At 63.9% G+C, this 14,956-nt stretch carries 17 protein-coding genes; 10 read left to right on the plus strand and 7 right to left on the minus strand.

All coding sequences use genetic code 11. The annotated features are described in order from the left end of the window. The first annotated feature begins 3 nt into the window (after window positions 1-3). On the plus strand, window positions 4-804 hold the full coding sequence (locus tag RGQ15_RS03325) for a crotonase/enoyl-CoA hydratase family protein (RefSeq protein WP_311158799.1): 801 nt from the start codon (window positions 4-6) through the stop codon (window positions 802-804). An 18-nt stretch (window positions 805-822) separates the two neighbouring features. Here RGQ15_RS03325 and RGQ15_RS03330 read toward each other — a convergent pair whose 3' ends face one another. The 4 genes from RGQ15_RS03330 to rpe form a co-directional block, all read right to left on the minus strand. Then, window positions 823-1,158 (minus strand): DUF2794 domain-containing protein, encoded by a 336-nt coding sequence (locus RGQ15_RS03330; RefSeq protein ID WP_311158800.1) that lies wholly within the window; start codon window positions 1,156-1,158, stop codon window positions 823-825. Window positions 1,159-1,269: 111 nt separating this feature from the next. Next, window positions 1,270-1,686, minus strand: a complete 417-nt coding sequence (locus RGQ15_RS03335) for a DUF1178 family protein (RefSeq protein ID WP_311158801.1) — start codon at window positions 1,684-1,686, stop codon at window positions 1,270-1,272. A gap of 41 nt (window positions 1,687-1,727) precedes the next feature. Further along, complete coding sequence (locus RGQ15_RS03340; protein WP_311158802.1) at window positions 1,728-2,927, minus strand: 3-deoxy-D-manno-octulosonic acid transferase; 1,200 nt, start codon at window positions 2,925-2,927, stop codon at window positions 1,728-1,730. A gap of 78 nt (window positions 2,928-3,005) precedes the next feature. After that, window positions 3,006-3,698, minus strand: coding sequence for a ribulose-phosphate 3-epimerase (gene rpe, locus RGQ15_RS03345; RefSeq protein ID WP_311158803.1), 693 nt, complete (start codon window positions 3,696-3,698; stop codon window positions 3,006-3,008). Between the two features lie 247 nt (window positions 3,699-3,945). On the opposite strand from rpe, the gene hslO reads away from it, so the two are divergent. The 6 genes from hslO (at window position 3,946) to RGQ15_RS03375 (ending at window position 10,402) form a co-directional block, all read left to right on the plus strand. Beyond that, window positions 3,946-4,962 (plus strand): Hsp33 family molecular chaperone HslO, encoded by a 1,017-nt coding sequence (hslO, locus tag RGQ15_RS03350; protein WP_311158804.1) that lies wholly within the window; start codon window positions 3,946-3,948, stop codon window positions 4,960-4,962. A 1-nt stretch (window position 4,963) separates the two neighbouring features. Continuing rightward, window positions 4,964-5,560, plus strand: a complete 597-nt coding sequence (locus RGQ15_RS03355; protein WP_311158805.1) for a CoA pyrophosphatase — start codon at window positions 4,964-4,966, stop codon at window positions 5,558-5,560. Continuing rightward, complete coding sequence (locus tag RGQ15_RS03360; RefSeq protein WP_311158806.1) at window positions 5,557-6,732, plus strand: CCA tRNA nucleotidyltransferase; 1,176 nt, start codon at window positions 5,557-5,559, stop codon at window positions 6,730-6,732. Before RGQ15_RS03355 ends, RGQ15_RS03360 begins: the two co-directional genes overlap by 4 nt. A gap of 5 nt (window positions 6,733-6,737) precedes the next feature. Continuing rightward, a complete protein-coding gene (locus RGQ15_RS03365) occupies window positions 6,738-8,591 on the plus strand; it encodes an ABC transporter ATP-binding protein (RefSeq protein WP_311158807.1) in 1,854 nt (617 codons plus the stop codon). Beyond that, the gene (locus RGQ15_RS03370; protein ID WP_311158808.1) at window positions 8,588-9,808 is read left to right on the plus strand and encodes a class I SAM-dependent RNA methyltransferase; all 1,221 of its coding nucleotides are present in this window, start codon (window positions 8,588-8,590) and stop codon (window positions 9,806-9,808) included. The genes RGQ15_RS03365 and RGQ15_RS03370 overlap by 4 nt, the downstream gene beginning before the upstream one ends. A 66-nt stretch (window positions 9,809-9,874) precedes the next feature. Then, window positions 9,875-10,402, plus strand: a complete 528-nt coding sequence (locus RGQ15_RS03375; protein WP_311158809.1) for a L,D-transpeptidase family protein — start codon at window positions 9,875-9,877, stop codon at window positions 10,400-10,402. 100 nt (window positions 10,403-10,502) lie between these two features. Here RGQ15_RS03375 and dalA read toward each other — a convergent pair whose 3' ends face one another. Beyond that, complete coding sequence (gene dalA, locus RGQ15_RS03380; RefSeq protein WP_311158810.1) at window positions 10,503-11,072, minus strand: divisome-associated lipoprotein DalA; 570 nt, start codon at window positions 11,070-11,072, stop codon at window positions 10,503-10,505. A 228-nt stretch (window positions 11,073-11,300) separates the two neighbouring features. Here dalA and RGQ15_RS03385 point away from each other — a divergent pair, with 228 nt between their 5' ends. Beyond that, a complete protein-coding gene (locus tag RGQ15_RS03385; protein ID WP_311158811.1) occupies window positions 11,301-11,954 on the plus strand; it encodes a L,D-transpeptidase in 654 nt (217 codons plus the stop codon). A gap of 63 nt (window positions 11,955-12,017) precedes the next feature. Here the strand turns inward: RGQ15_RS03385 and hemH are convergent, their stop codons facing one another. After that, window positions 12,018-13,049 (minus strand): ferrochelatase, encoded by a 1,032-nt coding sequence (gene hemH / locus RGQ15_RS03390; RefSeq protein WP_311158812.1) that lies wholly within the window; start codon window positions 13,047-13,049, stop codon window positions 12,018-12,020. After that, window positions 13,046-13,888, minus strand: coding sequence for a methyltransferase domain-containing protein (locus RGQ15_RS03395; RefSeq protein WP_311158814.1), 843 nt, complete (start codon window positions 13,886-13,888; stop codon window positions 13,046-13,048). The genes hemH and RGQ15_RS03395 overlap by 4 nt, the downstream gene beginning before the upstream one ends. Here RGQ15_RS03395 and RGQ15_RS03400 point away from each other — a divergent pair. Further along, window positions 13,887-14,651 (plus strand): ComF family protein, encoded by a 765-nt coding sequence (locus tag RGQ15_RS03400; protein WP_311158815.1) that lies wholly within the window; start codon window positions 13,887-13,889, stop codon window positions 14,649-14,651. The genes RGQ15_RS03395 and RGQ15_RS03400 overlap by 2 nt on opposite strands. 35 nt (window positions 14,652-14,686) lie before the next feature. Continuing rightward, on the plus strand, window positions 14,687-14,950 hold the full coding sequence (gene grxC, locus RGQ15_RS03405; RefSeq protein ID WP_311158816.1) for a glutaredoxin 3: 264 nt from the start codon (window positions 14,687-14,689) through the stop codon (window positions 14,948-14,950). Window positions 14,951-14,956: the final 6 nt, after the last annotated feature.

Consider the following 14,956-nt stretch of genomic DNA (forward strand, 5'->3'; position numbering starts at 1 on the left):
ACCATGCTTGGCATCTCGGAACTTCGCCTGACCAACCTGCTCTTCGACATGGATGAAGAGGGCATCGCGACTGTCACGCTCAATCGCCCTGCCAAGCGCAACGCCTTGGATGCCCAGACCATCGAGGAACTGATCGGGGTCTTCACCGCGCTTCCGTCCTCGGGCGCGCGTGCCGTCGTGCTGCGCGCCGAAGGGCCGCATTTCTGCGCCGGACTGGATCTGGTCGAACATGGTCGCGCCGAGCGCAGCCCCGCGGAATTCATGCGCATTTGCCTGCGCTGGCACGAGGCGTTCAACAAGATCGAATATGCGGGGCTTCCCGTGATCGCGGCGCTGAAGGGCGCGGTTGTGGGCGGCGGGTTGGAGCTTGCCTCATCCGTGCATATCCGGGTGATGGACGAGACGACGTATTTCGGCCTGCCCGAGGGGCAGCGCGGGCTGTTCACGGGCGGCGGCGCCACCATTCGCGTTCCTGCGCTGATCGGCAAGGCGCGGATGGTCGACATGATGCTGACCGGCCGGCTGTATTCCGGCGACGAGGCCGTCTCGGTCGGGCTGGCCCAGTATCGTGTGGCGGACAGCGAGGCCAAGGCATACGAGTTGGCCCGCATTGCGGCTCAGAATACGCCGCTGTCGAACTTTGCGGTCTGCTCCGCCATTTCTCACATGCAGAACATGTCCGGGCTAGACGCGGCCTATGCCGAGGCAATGGTGGCCGGCATCGTCAACACGCAGGATGCGGCCAAGGGGCGGCTCGATTCCTTCGCTCGCGGCACCGCGGACAAGATCAAGCCTGCGGGATAAGGCGCGTCGCCGTCTGGGTCAGTCGATCGAGCGGATCAGCTTCTTTTCCAACACACGCAGCACCATCGCGAGATCCTGGCCGCGCTTCAGGATGCGTCCGTCCATGCCGATCACGGCGTATTGCCCCTGGGCCTGCCGCAGCTTTGGCCGCTTTTCGATGCGGTAAAGGGGATGCTCGGCCGCGCGGCGAAAGACCGAGAACACCGCAACCTCGCGCAGGAAAGAAAGCGCGTAGTCGCGCCATTCGCCGGCCGACACCATGCGGCCGTAAAGCGAAAGGATGATACCAAGCTCGACCCGGTCAAATGTGACCTGATCCTGTTGCCAGCCTGTCCCAAGTGGCGCGTTCATCATGACGGAATGGTGACATCTTGCCCCGAACCGTTCAACGAAAAACGATTGAGGCCGCGATTGTTACCGCCCGGTTCTTTGGGAAAGGACCGAACGAACATCGCCCATCCATCTTCAGTTGGCACGCTGGCGCGCACGGAACGGCAACGGAGCGACGGGAATGCCATCCTCGATCAGCTTCTTTGCGTCCTCCAGCCGCGCCTCACCGTGGATGGCGCGTTCAGGCACCTTGCCATCGTGCATGGCCCGAGCCTCGGCGGCAAAGGACATGCCGACATAGTGCGAATTCGCCTCGACATGATCGCGCAGCTTCTCGATCGCCTGCTCGACCGGGTTGCGCGGAGACTGAAGGTCAGGCCCGGCGCCGGGATTGGCGACGCGCGGTGCCATCAGGGCCTTTTCAACCGACACCGAGCCGCAGATCGCGCAGGACACCTGTCCGGCCTTCTTCAGGTCATCGAAACCGTCAGAAGAACGGAACCAGCCATCAAACTCATGGCCATTTTCGCAACGCAGCTCATATCGGATCATCTCTTCACCCTTTCGCCCCCGATATCAGTCCTGTCACGACCTTATGCAAGACTGCCGCGAGCGAAGCTGCGAATTCGCGATATCAGCGGGGACGGATCACCCGCGCGTTCCAGCAGTAGCGCACGAGCCGCTTGCCCCATGCGACGCTGCGCGGGCACGTCTTGGGCCAGGGCGGAAAGCCGCAGGGCCAGATCACCCGGATCACAGCGCATCGCAGCACCCGCCCCGGCAAGGTCACGGTAGTCAGGGGCATGGTTCGATACGTTCGGGCCGTAAAGGATCGCGCACCGCGAAGCCGCGGGCTCCCATGGGGTGTGGCCGCCCCGATCGGTAAAGGAACCGCAAGTGATGCAGATGCCGGCGGCGGCATACCAATCGGCCATCTCTCCCAGCGTGTCCGCCAGAAGGATCTGCGCTTCTCTTCCATCCCCCCTGCTGCGCCGCCCAAATTCCAGCCCCCGGGCCGCCAGCATCGCGGCAATGGCACCGCCGCGTTCGGGATGGCGCGGCGCAAGGATGAATCGCAGATCCGGGATCGCAGCCCGTGCGGAGAGATAGGCATCGAGCACGATCTCGTCCTCGCCTTCATGTGTCGATGCCGCAAGAACCGTCCGCGCACGCATCGGGCCGTCCTCGGGCGGGGTCACCTTGGCAGGCCCCAGCAATTTCAGGTTGAGCCGCCCTGCCACCGCGCGACTTGGAAGCCCGAGTCGAAGCAGGCGCTCCTCGCTCGCCTCGTCCTGGGCGGAAAGCACGTCGATACGCTTCAGCATCGGCCCGATCAGCCACGGCACCTTCGCCCAGCGCGCGGCCGATCGTTCAGAGATGCGCGCGCCAACCACCACTTGCGCCACGCCCAACTCACCAGCCATGGCAGAGCGGTTCGGCCACAGCTCGTTTTCCACCGTGACCAGCACGGAAGGTTCGACCCGGGCCAGAAAACGTGCAACTGCCTGGGGAACGTCAAGCGGTGCCAGCGTCGCCGGATAGCCCAGCTTGCCCGCCAAGGCGCGTCCGGTTGTGCTGTTCGTCGTGATGGTCAGCGGGCGCTCGGCGGCCATGGCCTTTGCCAGGACGCGGGCCGAGTTAAGCTCGCCCACGCTGGCGGCGTGCAGCCAGATGCCCCCGGGTGTAATCGGCGGGCCGGAAAGCGCCAGTCTTTCGCGCAGATCCGGGCCCGAAAGCAGCGAGCCGCCCCGAAGAGCCAATCCCGCAAGCGCCGTTGCGCCACGCCAGATCAAGGGCAGATTCCCGCGCTGATTGTCAAACTCGTCTCTCCGGTCAGGACCAGCCAAGCCTAGTCCCGCTCGGAACCGGGATCAACGCAGCACGGCCTCGGCCGCGGCGCGGATCGCGCGGATGTTCTCGCCATAGGGCGCGCTGTTCGACACCGACCCGCCCTTGAAGACCGCGGAACCGGCGACCAGAACATCGGCGCCCGCCTCGGCCACCAGGGGCGCGGTATTCGGATCGACACCGCCGTCAATCTCGATATGTACCGGACGGTCGCCGATCATGCTGCGCAGCGACCGGATCTTCTCAATCTGGCTCATGATGAATTTCTGGCCGCCAAATCCAGGGTTCACGGTCATGACGCAGACCAGATCGACGTCGTCAAGCAATCCCTTGGCCGCTTCGACCGGGGTGCCGGGGTTCAGCGCAAGACCGGCCTTCGCGCCCGTTGCACGGATCGCCTGCAGCGTGCGGTGGATATGCGGGCCCGCCTCGAGATGGGCGGTGATGAAGTCTGCGCCGGATTGGGCGAAGGCATCGATATAGCTGTCTACCGGCGAGATCATGAGGTGGACATCCATCACGCCCTTGATGTGGGGCCGAATGGCCTTGCAGGTCGCCGGGCCGAAAGTGATGTTCGGCACGAAATGCCCGTCCATCACGTCGACATGGACCCAATCGGCACCCTGCGACTCGATTGCCTGGATTTCCTGGCCGAAATTCGCGAAATCGGCCGAGAGGATCGAAGGGGCGATCTTGATGCGGCGATCGAAGCTCATGGCACGTCCTTCCTGAAACTGCGCTGGGGCTGTGACTGCGCGAGGACTCAAGCGACTCGCGCGTGTCTTGCGCGTCCCGTTATCTCGGATGGCGGTCTGGCGCAACCGGAGCCGATGCCGCAGGAAGCTGCCGCCCGGGCCAGTGCGGAACCCGAACCCCCTTGGGCTTTTTCGCTCAGGCCTTATATTGGGGGCAACGCGCGCCGCCTGGAAGGCAGGTCGCGCCCATCATTCCGAAGGACGAATCATGGCTCATACGAAGGATCTTTCCTGGGACGACAGCGTGTTGCCCTTTCAGCTGGATATCTCGGGCGTTCGCGGCCGCCTGACCCGGCTGGGTCCAATCCTGGAACATATCCTGTCGCGTCACGACTATCCCGTCGCCGTCAGTGCGATGGTGGCCGAACTGGTTACGCTGACCGCCCTGATCGGCCCGACGATCAAGCTGCGCTGGAAGCTGTCGCTGCAGGTGCGCGGCAATGGTGCGATCCGCACCATCGCCACAGACTATTACGCGCCCGAGACCGAGGGCGGCCCGGCCCGTATTCGCGCCTGGGCCAGTTTCGATGCCGAAAGGCTTGCGCCCGAGGGACCCGGCTTTGCGCAGATTGGCGAAGGCTATTTCGCGGTTCTGATCGACCAGGGCGAGGGAACGACCCCCTATCAGGGCCTGACCCCGCTGGCCGGCGGCTCGCTTGCCGCCTGCGCGCAGAACTACTTCCAACAATCCGAGCAATTGCCGACGCGGTTCGAATTGACGGTGGGCCGCGCCCGGCTTCCCGGCCAATCCGACGAGCATTGGCGCGCCGGGGGTATCATGGTCCAGACGCTGCCCGCGCAGCCGCAGGTTCCCTCACCGGACGGTGCCGAGATCGAAGCCGCCGACATCCTGCAGGGCGCGCAGTCCGAAGACTGGAACCGCACGATCATGCTGATGTCCACCGTCGAGGCGATCGAACTGGTCGATGAGACGCTGCCGCTGCCCAACCTGCTCACTCGTTTGTTCCACGAGGAACAGCCGATGGTCTTCGACCGGCAGGGTTTGCATTTCGGCTGTTCGTGCAGTCCTGACCGGGTGCGGGGTACACTCTCGATCTACTCGGCCAAGGATATCGGCCACATGACCAATGATGAGGGTCTTGTCACCGCCGATTGCCAGTTCTGCGGCGCCCGCTACGAGTTCGATCCGCGCAGCCTGGGTTTCGAGGCCACGATTGACGAAAATGGCAAGCCGCTGCCACCGTCCCAGCAAGCGGCGCAGTGACATGCTGAGCGCGCCGCAAGATCTGCTGCGCGAACGTCTACTGAGGGCCTTGTCGGTGCCGGCAGTGCCCTCTTCCGATTATGATCTGAACCCAGCCTATGCGACCCCCGTCGAGCTTCGGCCGGCAGGGGTCCTGGCGGCCTTTGACCGCCACGGCCGTCTGATCATGACGAAGCGAGCGAGCAGTCTTCGGCATCATCCCGGCCAGATCGCCCTGCCCGGCGGAAAGGTCGATCCGGGCGATGCCAACGAGATCGCGGCCGCGCTGCGCGAAGCGCATGAAGAGATCGGGCTTGACCCTGCGCAGGTCGATATCCTGGGCACCCTGCCGCCGCATCGCACCGTGACGAACTTTGCGATGACGGCCGTTCTTGGGCTGATACAGGGCGATTTCTGCGCCAAGCCGGAGGCCGAAGAGGTCGAGGAAGTCTTTTCGGTGCCATTTGCCCATATCGCCGACCCTGACAGCTACCGGATCGAACGGCGTCGTTGGCGGGGCGGCTGGCGGTCTTACTATGTCGCCCCCTACGGACCTTATTACATCTGGGGCGCGACGGCGCGCGTCCTGCATTCGCTCGCATTGCGGATGACGGCATGACGACCCGCATCGACGCCCCTTTCCTGCATGACCCGGCACTGGGCCGGGTGCTTTCCGCCCTCACAGGCGCAGGCCATCAGGCGCTGGTCGTCGGCGGAGCGGTCAGGAACGCGTTGTTGGGTCAGCCGACCTCGGATGTGGATATCGCGACCAGCGCACGCCCCGACGAAACCCGTCGCCTGTGCGAGGCAGCCGGGCTGCGCGCCGTTCCGACAGGCATCGAGCACGGCACCATCACCGTCGTCGTCGACGGCACGGGGTTCGAAGTGACCACCTTTCGCCGCGACGTCGAGACAGATGGCCGTCGCGCGATCGTCGCCTATTCGGACCGGATCGACGAAGACGCCCATCGTCGCGATTTCACCATGAACGCGCTTTATGCCGATGCCTCGGGGCTGGTCCTGGACCCGGTCGGCGGCCTGCCCGATCTTGCAGCCCGCCGCTTGCGGTTCGTGGGCGCCCCGCGCGAGCGCATCCGCGAGGATTTCCTGCGCATCCTGCGATTTTACCGCTTCCATGCCTGGTACGGTGCAAAAGGCGCAGCCGATGCCGAAGCGCTGGGGGCCTGCGCGGAACTGGCGGGCGGACTCGACGGGATTTCCCGCGAACGCATCGGGGCGGAAACGCGCAAGCTGCTTTCGGCCCCCGACCCGACCGAGGCCGTGACCCTGATGCGCGATGCCGGGGTTCTGGCCCATATCCTGCACGGCGCCGATCCTGGCCATCTTGCCGCACTGGTCGCGGTCGAACAGGCTATTGGCGCGCCAGCGGATTGGCAGCGCAGACTTGCCCTGCTGGGGGCGACCGACCCCGATTGCGCCCTGCGGCTTTCCCGCGATGAAGCCCGCTTTCATGAACGCCTGACGGCTTCCTTGGCGCTGCCCCTGCCCGAGGCCGCCTATCGGTTCGGCGCCCAGATCGCCCGTTCGGCCGCGCTCATCTCGATGGCCAGGGGCGCAACCCCCCGGGCCGAATGGGAAGACGATATCGCGCAAGCCGCTTCTGCTCGCCTGCCGATTGCCGCGGGGGATCTCATGCCCGAACTTGCCGGACCCGAACTGGGCGAGGCGCTCAGACGTGCAGATGCAGCCTTCCTTGCCAGCGGCTTCAAGCTTGATCCCGAGGCGCTGAAACTGATCGCGCTCGGGCGCTCGGATGTGATGAAAGGGTGAACAGGATGCACCACTATTTCGCCCGGATGATAGATGCCTTCCGCCCCGCCGAAGGCCCGCCGCCGCGCACGCTGATCGCCTTCTTCCGCTGGTGCCTGTCCGGTGCCTGGTCCGGCCTGGGGCTGGCTGCGGTCTTCTCGGCCATGGGCGGCATCGCCGATGTGCTGTCCGCCGTGCTTCTGGGCTCGGTCGTCGATGCCGTCGTTTCCACCCCTGCCGATCAATTCTGGAGCCAGCAGGGCTGGCTGATCCTCGGTTTCGTCGCGTTCTTCCTGCTGATCCGGCCCGCGATCTTCGGCCTCTCGACGGCGAGTTCCAGCGTCATCATCGGCCCGAATGTCCTGCCCCTGGTACTTTCGCGCCTGCATCGCTGGACGATGGGCCACTCGGTTACCTTCTTCGACAATGATTTTGCCGGCCGGATCGCACAGAAACAGATGCAGACCGCCCGCGCCGTTACCGATGTCGCGTCGGAAATGGTCAATGTGGTGGCCTTTGCCCTTGCCTCGGTGCTGGGTTCGGCGGCCTTTCTGGTTTCCGTGGATGGATGGGGCGCGCTCGCGCTGCTCGTCTGGCTCGGCGCCTATGTCCTGCTGATCCGCTTCTTCCTGCCCCGGATACGCTTACGATCGGCCAGCCGCGCTTCGGCGCGGGCGCTGGTCACCGGGCAGGTCGTCGACACAATCACAAACATCAAGACGGTCAAGCTTTTTGCCCATGCCGAGCACGAAGATCGCGTCGCCCTTGGCGCCATGGCCGGGTTTCGCGAACGCGCGCTGGATTTCGGGCGCGTCTCGACCTGGTTCCGCCTTTCGCTGATGACCATTGCGGGAGCCCTTCCCGTCATCCTGGTGGGCGGCACGATGCTGCTTTGGCGCGAAGGGATGGCGACTGCGGGTGACATCGCCGCGTCTGGCGCGATCGCGATGCGTCTTGCCCAGATGACCGGATGGGTCAGCATGGCGCTGATGGGCGTATGGGGCAGTGTCGGCGAGGTCGAAGACGGCATGAAGACGCTGTCGCCGCCACACAGCCTGACGGATGCACCCGACGCCATAGAACTTGGCCGCGTCGAGGGACGGATCGACTTCGATCATGTGGATTTCGCCTATGGCCACGACGATGGTGGAATCCGCGACATGAATCTTGTGATCGGGCCGGGGGAAAAGCTGGGGATTGTCGGGGCCTCGGGCGCGGGCAAGTCGACGATGGTGTCGCTGCTCTTGCGTCTTTATGATGTCGAAGCGGGCGTGCTCAGGATCGACGGTCACGACCTGAGGTCCGTCACCCAGGAAAGCCTGCGCAGCAATATCGCGATGGTCACGCAGGAAACGGCGATGTTCAACCGCTCGGCGCGCGAGAACATCCTTTACGGTCGTCCGGACGCGAGCGAAGAGGAAATCGTGGCCGCCGCCAAGGCCGCCGAGGCGCATGACTTCATCCTGAAGCTGCGCGACCATGCCGGGCGCAAGGGATATGAGGCGCATCTGGGTGAGCGTGGGGTAAAGCTCTCGGGCGGGCAGCGCCAGCGTATCGCCCTGGCGCGTGCCCTGCTCAAGGATGCGCCGATCCTGATCCTTGATGAGGCGACCAGTGCGCTTGACAGCGAGGTCGAGGCGCAGGTTCAGGACGCGCTCCACCGCGCCATGCAGGGCAAGACCGTTCTGGCGATTGCGCACCGGCTCTCGACGATTGCCGAACTGGATCGCATTGTCGTGCTTGAATCCGGTCGGATTGTCGAGCAAGGCAGCCATGCCGAGCTGCTGGCGCTGGGTGGAACCTATGCGCGCTACTGGAATCGCCAGTCGGGCGGGTTCCTTGGAACCGACGAAGACGAGACGACCGAGGCCGCCGAGTGACGATCTGGACTGTCGAGCGGCTGGGCCGCAAGGGCGATGGTGTGGCCATTGCATCTGGGCAACGTGCCCTTGCCGCGCTGACGCTGCCGGGCGAGGAAATCGAGGGCGACGCCCAGGACGGACGCATAACCGCCCCGCGCATCCTGTCCCCTTCGGCCGACCGGGTGCGACCCGCCTGCCCGCATTACCGCGCCTGCGGCGGCTGTTCGCTGATGCACGGCTCGGATGATTTCGTGAAATCCTGGAAGGTCGGCGTCGTCAAGGAAGCCCTGCGGGCGCAAGGATTGTCCGCGCCCGTCGCGGGTGTGCATGTTTCTCCGCCGCAATCTCGCAGGCGCGCGGTGCTTTCGGGTAAGCGGACGAAAAAGGGCGCGCTTTTGGGTTTCCACGCCCGCGCATCAGATGTCATCGTCGATCTTGCCCAATGCCAGGTGTTGCGGCCTGCGATCGTATCGGCATTGCCGATGCTCCGTAAGATCGTGATCGCCGGAGGATCGCGCGCTGGCGAGCTGTCTCTGACCGTGACCGAAACCACGGCGGGGCTGGATGTTGCCGTGACGGGCGGCAAGCCGCTTGAGCCCGCCCTGTTCGAACAACTGGCGGCACTCGCATCCGACGCGGATCTGGGCCGGCTTACTTGGGACGAGCAATCGATCACCCGCCGTCCACCTGCACTGGTCTTTGGTCGCGCTCAGGTGGTCACGCCACCCGGCAGCTTCCTGCAGGCCACCGCCGAGGGCGAGGCCGCGCTTTTGGCCAGCATCCGCGACATCATTCGCGGCGCGGACCGCGTGTTGGATCTGTTCGCCGGATGTGGGACTTTCTCGCTTCCCATGGCCGAAAGGGCCGAGGTGCATGCCGTTGAAGGACTCGCAGCGCCACTCGCCGCACTCGAGGCGGGGGCCCGTCATGCCCAGGGCTTGCATCGAATCACGACCGAGGTTCGCGATCTTGCCCGCCGCCCCCTGCTGCCCGACGAGTTGGCATATGACGCGATCGTGATCGACCCCCCGCGAGCAGGAGCCGAAGCCCAGGCACGGCAAATCGCGCAGTCATCTGCCGATCGTTTGGCTTGGGTCAGTTGCGATCCCGTCACTTTTGCCCGCGACGCGCGGATTCTTGCCGAGTCGAACCTTATGATTTCCCGTATTTTCGTGGTCGACCAGTTTAGATGGTCCCCGCATGTCGAAACGGTGGCAGAAATTCGCCGACGCTAGCGCGCTTGCGCCCTGTATGGTATCGACGGCCCAACGAAATCGTGCAGAGGCACGTTGAGGGCAGTGATGATACGGTCAATTCGCGCATCGATCGCGATCGTTACGTTGTGGCTGGTCGCCAGCTGCGGCGGGGGCGATAGCAGTCAACCTCCGAGCAGCAAGTTCAAATCCTATCAGGGGCCACCCGTCACGCAGGTGGTCGTGAAGAAAGCCGATCGCAAGATGTATCTTGTCAGCGGGCAGTCCGTCCTGCGTTCATACGAGATCGACCTTGGCAACCAGCCCGTGGGTCCAAAGCAGTACGAAGGCGACGGTCGTACGCCAGAAGGACTTTATTTCATCGACCGGAAGAACCCCCGCAGCCGATACCACCTGTCGCTGGGGATCTCGTATCCATCAAGCACCGATGTCGCACGCGCCGCGATGGCGGGCCTGCGCCCGGGTGGCGACATCATGATCCACGGTCTCGGCCCGGAAGGGCGTGCCCTGAACCGTCCGGATTGGACTGCCGGTTGCATCGCCGTGTCGGATGAAGAGATCGAGGAGATCTACGCCATGCTTGGTCCTGGCGTTCCGATCTTCATCTATCCCTGATCTGCCGGTTGTTGCGGCCTCGATCAGGCTTCGGTACGGGCTGCAGAATGACAAGAGCCCCGGAATTTCTTCCGGGGCCTTTTCTTTGCGTTTCGCCGGATCAGAGGCCGGGCGCAGATGCCACGTTGAAGCCACCTGCGGCCATCGGGCTGTAGGTCGTGTTCGACCCGGTCAGGAGGGTCCACCAGATTTTGCCCGAGGGCTCCTGATACCAGCCGATACCGAATTCGGTGGCGCGCGGGTCCATGATGACGTCGCGCGTGTCGCGATTCTGCATCCATGCGTTCAGAGTGGTGATCTCGTTCTCATACGTCTCCGAGATGTTCTCACCGATCAGATGGCCCACGTAGCCCTGACGGCGGATCCGGTCGAGCGGGGACGAGCCGTCCGAACCGAAATGCCAGGCACGGTTCTGCGCGGCCATGTCGCGGGAATGCGCCTTGGCTGCCACGTCCAGCATCGGGCTTTGGGTCAACGGTGCGGCGCCGACATTGGCGCGCAATGCGTTGACCTGGCCAGCGACGCGGCCGGGAATTTCAGCCTCTTCGCGCGCCGTGATCTTGTAGGCGACGGGCAGCGGCTGGCCATCGGGGCCGAGCTGCGGCTGCTGCGACTGGCAGGCCGTGAGTGCCAGGACCGAGACCAGCGCAAGGGTCGATAATTTCAGCATGTCTTTTCTGTCCCGCAAGAGATTTTGCGCCAGCCATACAAAAGCCCGGCCCACCCTTCAAACCCAAGATTGCGTGAGCGCAACAGACTGCGGCGCAGATGCGACAATGACAGGAGTTTGAATTGCAAGAATGGCGCGGCAGGCGTAATTCCGCCAGTTGGAAAACTCATCTCAAATCGGGCAGTGTCGGCCACTTCGCGTGGCCCAAGAAATGTTCAGGAGCGAAACATGATCAACAAGACGAATCCGGTCTCGCGCCGGAGGTTTCTGTCCAGCTCGGTGGCGCTCGGCGCAGCCGGATTGGCCGCACCCGCCCTCGCCCAGTCGATGGATCCCTATACCGGCCAGGCGCTGCAAGGCACGGGCGGCGGCGCCACGCCGGACGCGGGCATGGTGCAATTTGACAACACGCAGGATTCGCGTCGCAACATCTCAAGCTTCCGGATGCAGGACTGGCAGCCCTATTTCAGCAACCTGACCAATGGTGCGATCCTGGTCGACCTGACCTCGCGCGCCCTTCACTACTGGTCCGAAGACCAATCGGTCTACAAGCTGTTCCCGACCTCGGTCCCGGTCAGCGCCGATCTGACCCGCACCGGTCGGACCGAGATCATCAAGAAGGTGAAGGGCCCGACCTGGTCACCGACCCCCGAGATGAAGAAGCGCAACCCCGAATGGCCCGACTTTGTGCCGGCCGGCCCCGACAACCCGCTCGGCACGCATGCGCTGTGGCTGAGCTGGCAATATTACCGTATCCACGGCACGCACGACACGCGCAAGATCGGCCGTAAGTCGTCCAATGGCTGCATCGGACTTTACAACGAACATATCCAGCAGCTTTACGACCTGACCACGGTCGGCACGCAGGTGCTGCTGATCTAAGGCCTATCGCGCGAAGACAAAAAAGGCCCCATCAGGGGCCTTTATCACGCCTGAAAACCCCGATCAGATCCAGCCGCTGAGATTTTCGGTGATGATGGTCGTCAGAACGTTCAGATGATCGGGCTCGGCGTTCAGGCAGGGAACATAGGTGAACTCCTTGCCCCCGGCATGGATGAACGCCTCGCGGATCTCGCCCTGGATTTCCTCGAGCGTCTCGATGCAATCGGCCGAAAAGGCGGGCGAGATCACGGCGATTTCGGTGATCCCCCGCTTCGCAAGCTCGGCGACATGCTCGACCGTATAGGGGCGCAGCCATTCTTCGCGGCCAAAGACCGACTGGAAGGTCGTGTCGATGACGTCTGGCGCCCAGCCCAGTCGCTCACCCAGGAGGCGCGATGTCTTCTGGCACTGACAATGGTAGGGGTCGCCCTGCATCAGGTAGCGTTTGGGCATGCCGTGATAGCTGGCCACGAGCTTGCGCGGGGTCCGACCGCCCAGCGTGCGCTGCACCGAGGCCGCGAGTGCCTCGATATAGTCGGGCCGGTCGAAATAAGGCGCGACTGTCCTGGATGAGGGCTGCCAGGTCTGCTTCATCAGCGCGCGGAAGAACTGGTCATTCGCCGTCGCCGAGGTCGCGCCGGCATATTGCGGATAGAGCGGGAAGAACAGGATCCGGTCGCAGCCTGCCTTGACCAGCCGATCGACCACCGCCTCGGTCGAGGGATTGCCGTAGCGCATGCAGTAATCAACGATGACCCGGTCGCCCCAAAGGGCAGCCGCGCGTTCGCGCAGGCCGGCGACCTGCTCTTTCGTGATCGTCATGAGCGGGCTTTCATTGGCCTCTTCATTCCAGATCGTCTTGTAATTCGCCCCCGAGCTGAAGGGCCGCTTCGTCAGAACGATCCCCTGCAGGATAGGCTGCCATTTCCATCGCGGCAGATCGATGACGCGCTTATCCGACAGGAACTCATTCAGATAGCGCCGCATCGACCAGTAATCCGTCCCGTCCGGCGTTCCCAGATTGGCGACCAACACGCCGATACGGCGCGTCGGAACTTTCGGGTGATTGGCCGGGGCATGTTCAACAAGGGTCATTCGTGGCTCTTTCTCAGGCTGGATAGCGCATCGGCCAGCGACATCTTGGCCGAGCCGGGGCGAAGCGGCTTCTGCTGGCTTTCGTCAGGTGCCCATCCGGTCAGAAAAACCAGGTCGAATGTCGCGCGAATACGCTGCGGATCATCAGGATCCGGATAATCTTCGGAATAGATCTGGGCGGCGCGTAACAGAACGTCTCGGCGCGTCGGGCGACGCATGCGGCCGGCGAGGGCGTTGACCTCTGCCATGCCGCGCAGGTCGCTCGCCAGATGGAACAGGTTTCGATAGCTCACCGTCTGCGTGATCTGGTCGGCCACCGGCAGGGAAAGCCCACCGCGGTTCAGAAGCGCGCCCAGGTCCCTGATCTCACCCATCGGCAGTATCCGGGGCGACAAGCCCGCGGCGACCTCGGCTTCGGCGCGGGTCAGGACGTCGCGCAATTCGCCAAGCGTCCGCCCGCCCGGGCATGCGGCGATGAACAGCCCATCGGCTCGCAGGGCGCGCGCGCATTGCGCGATCTGGCCAACCGGGTCCTCGGCCCAATGCAGGGCCATGGCATGGATCACCAGATCATGCGCGCCGGGTTCAAGGTCAAGCTCGGGGCTGTCTTCGACGATCTTCGCGCCAGGAAAGGCATCGGCCCAGAAGGCAGGCATCCCGGTGACGATCGCCACATCGCCAAATGAGCGGTTCACCTCGGCCAGCCTGTCCTCGATTTCGTCCGCAACCAGGCGATGCAGAAAATCGACAGGTCCCAGACGATCTGCACGGCTGCGATTGCGCAGAAGCGCGGCTCGGTCGATCAATGAAGTTACAGGGTTTTTGCGAGCAATCGTCATGGTCGCGCACAATAAGGGGCTTCTGGATCTGATGAAAGGCGGATTGCGGATGATCTTTCCCCCGCACTGCCTCTGCTGCGGCGAGACGGTGTCCGAGGAAGGCGGGCTTTGCCCTTCATGCTGGAACGAGGCCAGTTTCATCAGCGGTTCGGCCTGTTCGCGTTGCGGCATTCCCCTTCCCGGGGATGGGGTTGACGACGAAGAGGAATCCGGCCCACTGGTCTGCGACGAATGCCTGCACATTTCGCATCCCTGGGTGCGCGGTCGCGCTGCCATGGTCTATGAAGGCACCGGACGGAAGCTCACGCTCATGCTCAAGCACGGCGACCGGCTGGATATCGTGCCGACGCTGGGCGACTGGGTTGCCCGAGCCGCCGCGCCTCTTGTCCGACCCGATATGCTTGTGATCCCGGTTCCGGTCCACATCCGGCGCCTGCTGCGCAGAAAATACAATCAGGCCGCGCTGCTTGCAGACCGCGTGGCGCGAGTTCACAGCCTTGAACATCTGCCCTATGCGCTGAGGCGGCTGCGACACACCCCGATGCAGGATCATGGCAGCGTTCGGGACCGCTTCGCCAATGTCGAGGACGCGTTCGGACTTGAACGCAAGTATTCGTCCGAGATCGAAGGCCGCGCGATCCTGCTTGTCGATGACGTGATGACCTCGGGCGCGACCCTTGCAACCGCTGCAGATGTGCTTCGCGCCGCCGGCTCCGGTCCGATATCGGTCGTGGTTCTGGCGCGAGCGGTCAAGGATGCCTAGATAGGGGCTGAACACGAAACTCCGAAAGTTGTGAAATGGCCAAGGTCGAGATCTATACCACCCCCACCTGCCCCTATTGCATTGCCGCGAAGACGCTTCTGAAAGGCAAGGGCGTCGCCTACGAGGAAACCGATGTCAGCCGTGATCCCGACCTGCGTGTAGCGATGACGCAGCGGGCTGGCGGTCGCCGCAGCGTTCCCCAGATCTTCATCGACGGCCAGCATGTGGGCGGCAGCGACGATATTCACCTGCTGGACCGTCAGGGAAAACTCGACGCGCTTCTTGGCCTTGCTGCATGAGCCTTG

It is taken from the genome of Paracoccus sp. MBLB3053, assembly GCF_031822435.1.
GTDB classification, from domain to species: Bacteria; Pseudomonadota; Alphaproteobacteria; order Rhodobacterales; family Rhodobacteraceae; genus Paracoccus; species Paracoccus aurantius.

Excerpts from the sequence above, each read along its gene's own strand:
- grxC (WP_311158816.1), top strand. The coding sequence starts at position 14,687 with ATGGCCAAGGTCGAGATCTATACCACCCCCACCTGCCCCTATTGCATT.
- RGQ15_RS03395 (WP_311158814.1), bottom strand. The coding sequence starts at position 13,888 with ATGACGATTGCTCGCAAAAACCCTGTAACTTCATTGATCGACCGAGCC.
- RGQ15_RS03330 (WP_311158800.1), bottom strand. The coding sequence starts at position 1,158 with ATGATGAACGCGCCACTTGGGACAGGCTGGCAACAGGATCAGGTCACA.
- dalA (WP_311158810.1), bottom strand. The coding sequence starts at position 11,072 with ATGCTGAAATTATCGACCCTTGCGCTGGTCTCGGTCCTGGCACTCACG.
- RGQ15_RS03335 (WP_311158801.1), bottom strand. The coding sequence starts at position 1,686 with ATGATCCGATATGAGCTGCGTTGCGAAAATGGCCATGAGTTTGATGGC.
- hemH (WP_311158812.1), bottom strand. The coding sequence starts at position 13,049 with ATGACCCTTGTTGAACATGCCCCGGCCAATCACCCGAAAGTTCCGACG.
- RGQ15_RS03355 (WP_311158805.1), top strand. The coding sequence starts at position 4,964 with ATGCTGAGCGCGCCGCAAGATCTGCTGCGCGAACGTCTACTGAGGGCC.
- rpe (WP_311158803.1), bottom strand. The coding sequence starts at position 3,698 with ATGAGCTTCGATCGCCGCATCAAGATCGCCCCTTCGATCCTCTCGGCC.
- RGQ15_RS03385 (WP_311158811.1), top strand. The coding sequence starts at position 11,301 with ATGATCAACAAGACGAATCCGGTCTCGCGCCGGAGGTTTCTGTCCAGC.
- RGQ15_RS03325 (WP_311158799.1), top strand. The coding sequence starts at position 4 with ATGCTTGGCATCTCGGAACTTCGCCTGACCAACCTGCTCTTCGACATG.
- RGQ15_RS03375 (WP_311158809.1), top strand. The coding sequence starts at position 9,875 with ATGATACGGTCAATTCGCGCATCGATCGCGATCGTTACGTTGTGGCTG.
- RGQ15_RS03360 (WP_311158806.1), top strand. The coding sequence starts at position 5,557 with ATGACGACCCGCATCGACGCCCCTTTCCTGCATGACCCGGCACTGGGC.
- RGQ15_RS03400 (WP_311158815.1), top strand. The coding sequence starts at position 13,887 with ATGGTCGCGCACAATAAGGGGCTTCTGGATCTGATGAAAGGCGGATTG.
- hslO (WP_311158804.1), top strand. The coding sequence starts at position 3,946 with ATGGCTCATACGAAGGATCTTTCCTGGGACGACAGCGTGTTGCCCTTT.
- RGQ15_RS03365 (WP_311158807.1), top strand. The coding sequence starts at position 6,738 with ATGCACCACTATTTCGCCCGGATGATAGATGCCTTCCGCCCCGCCGAA.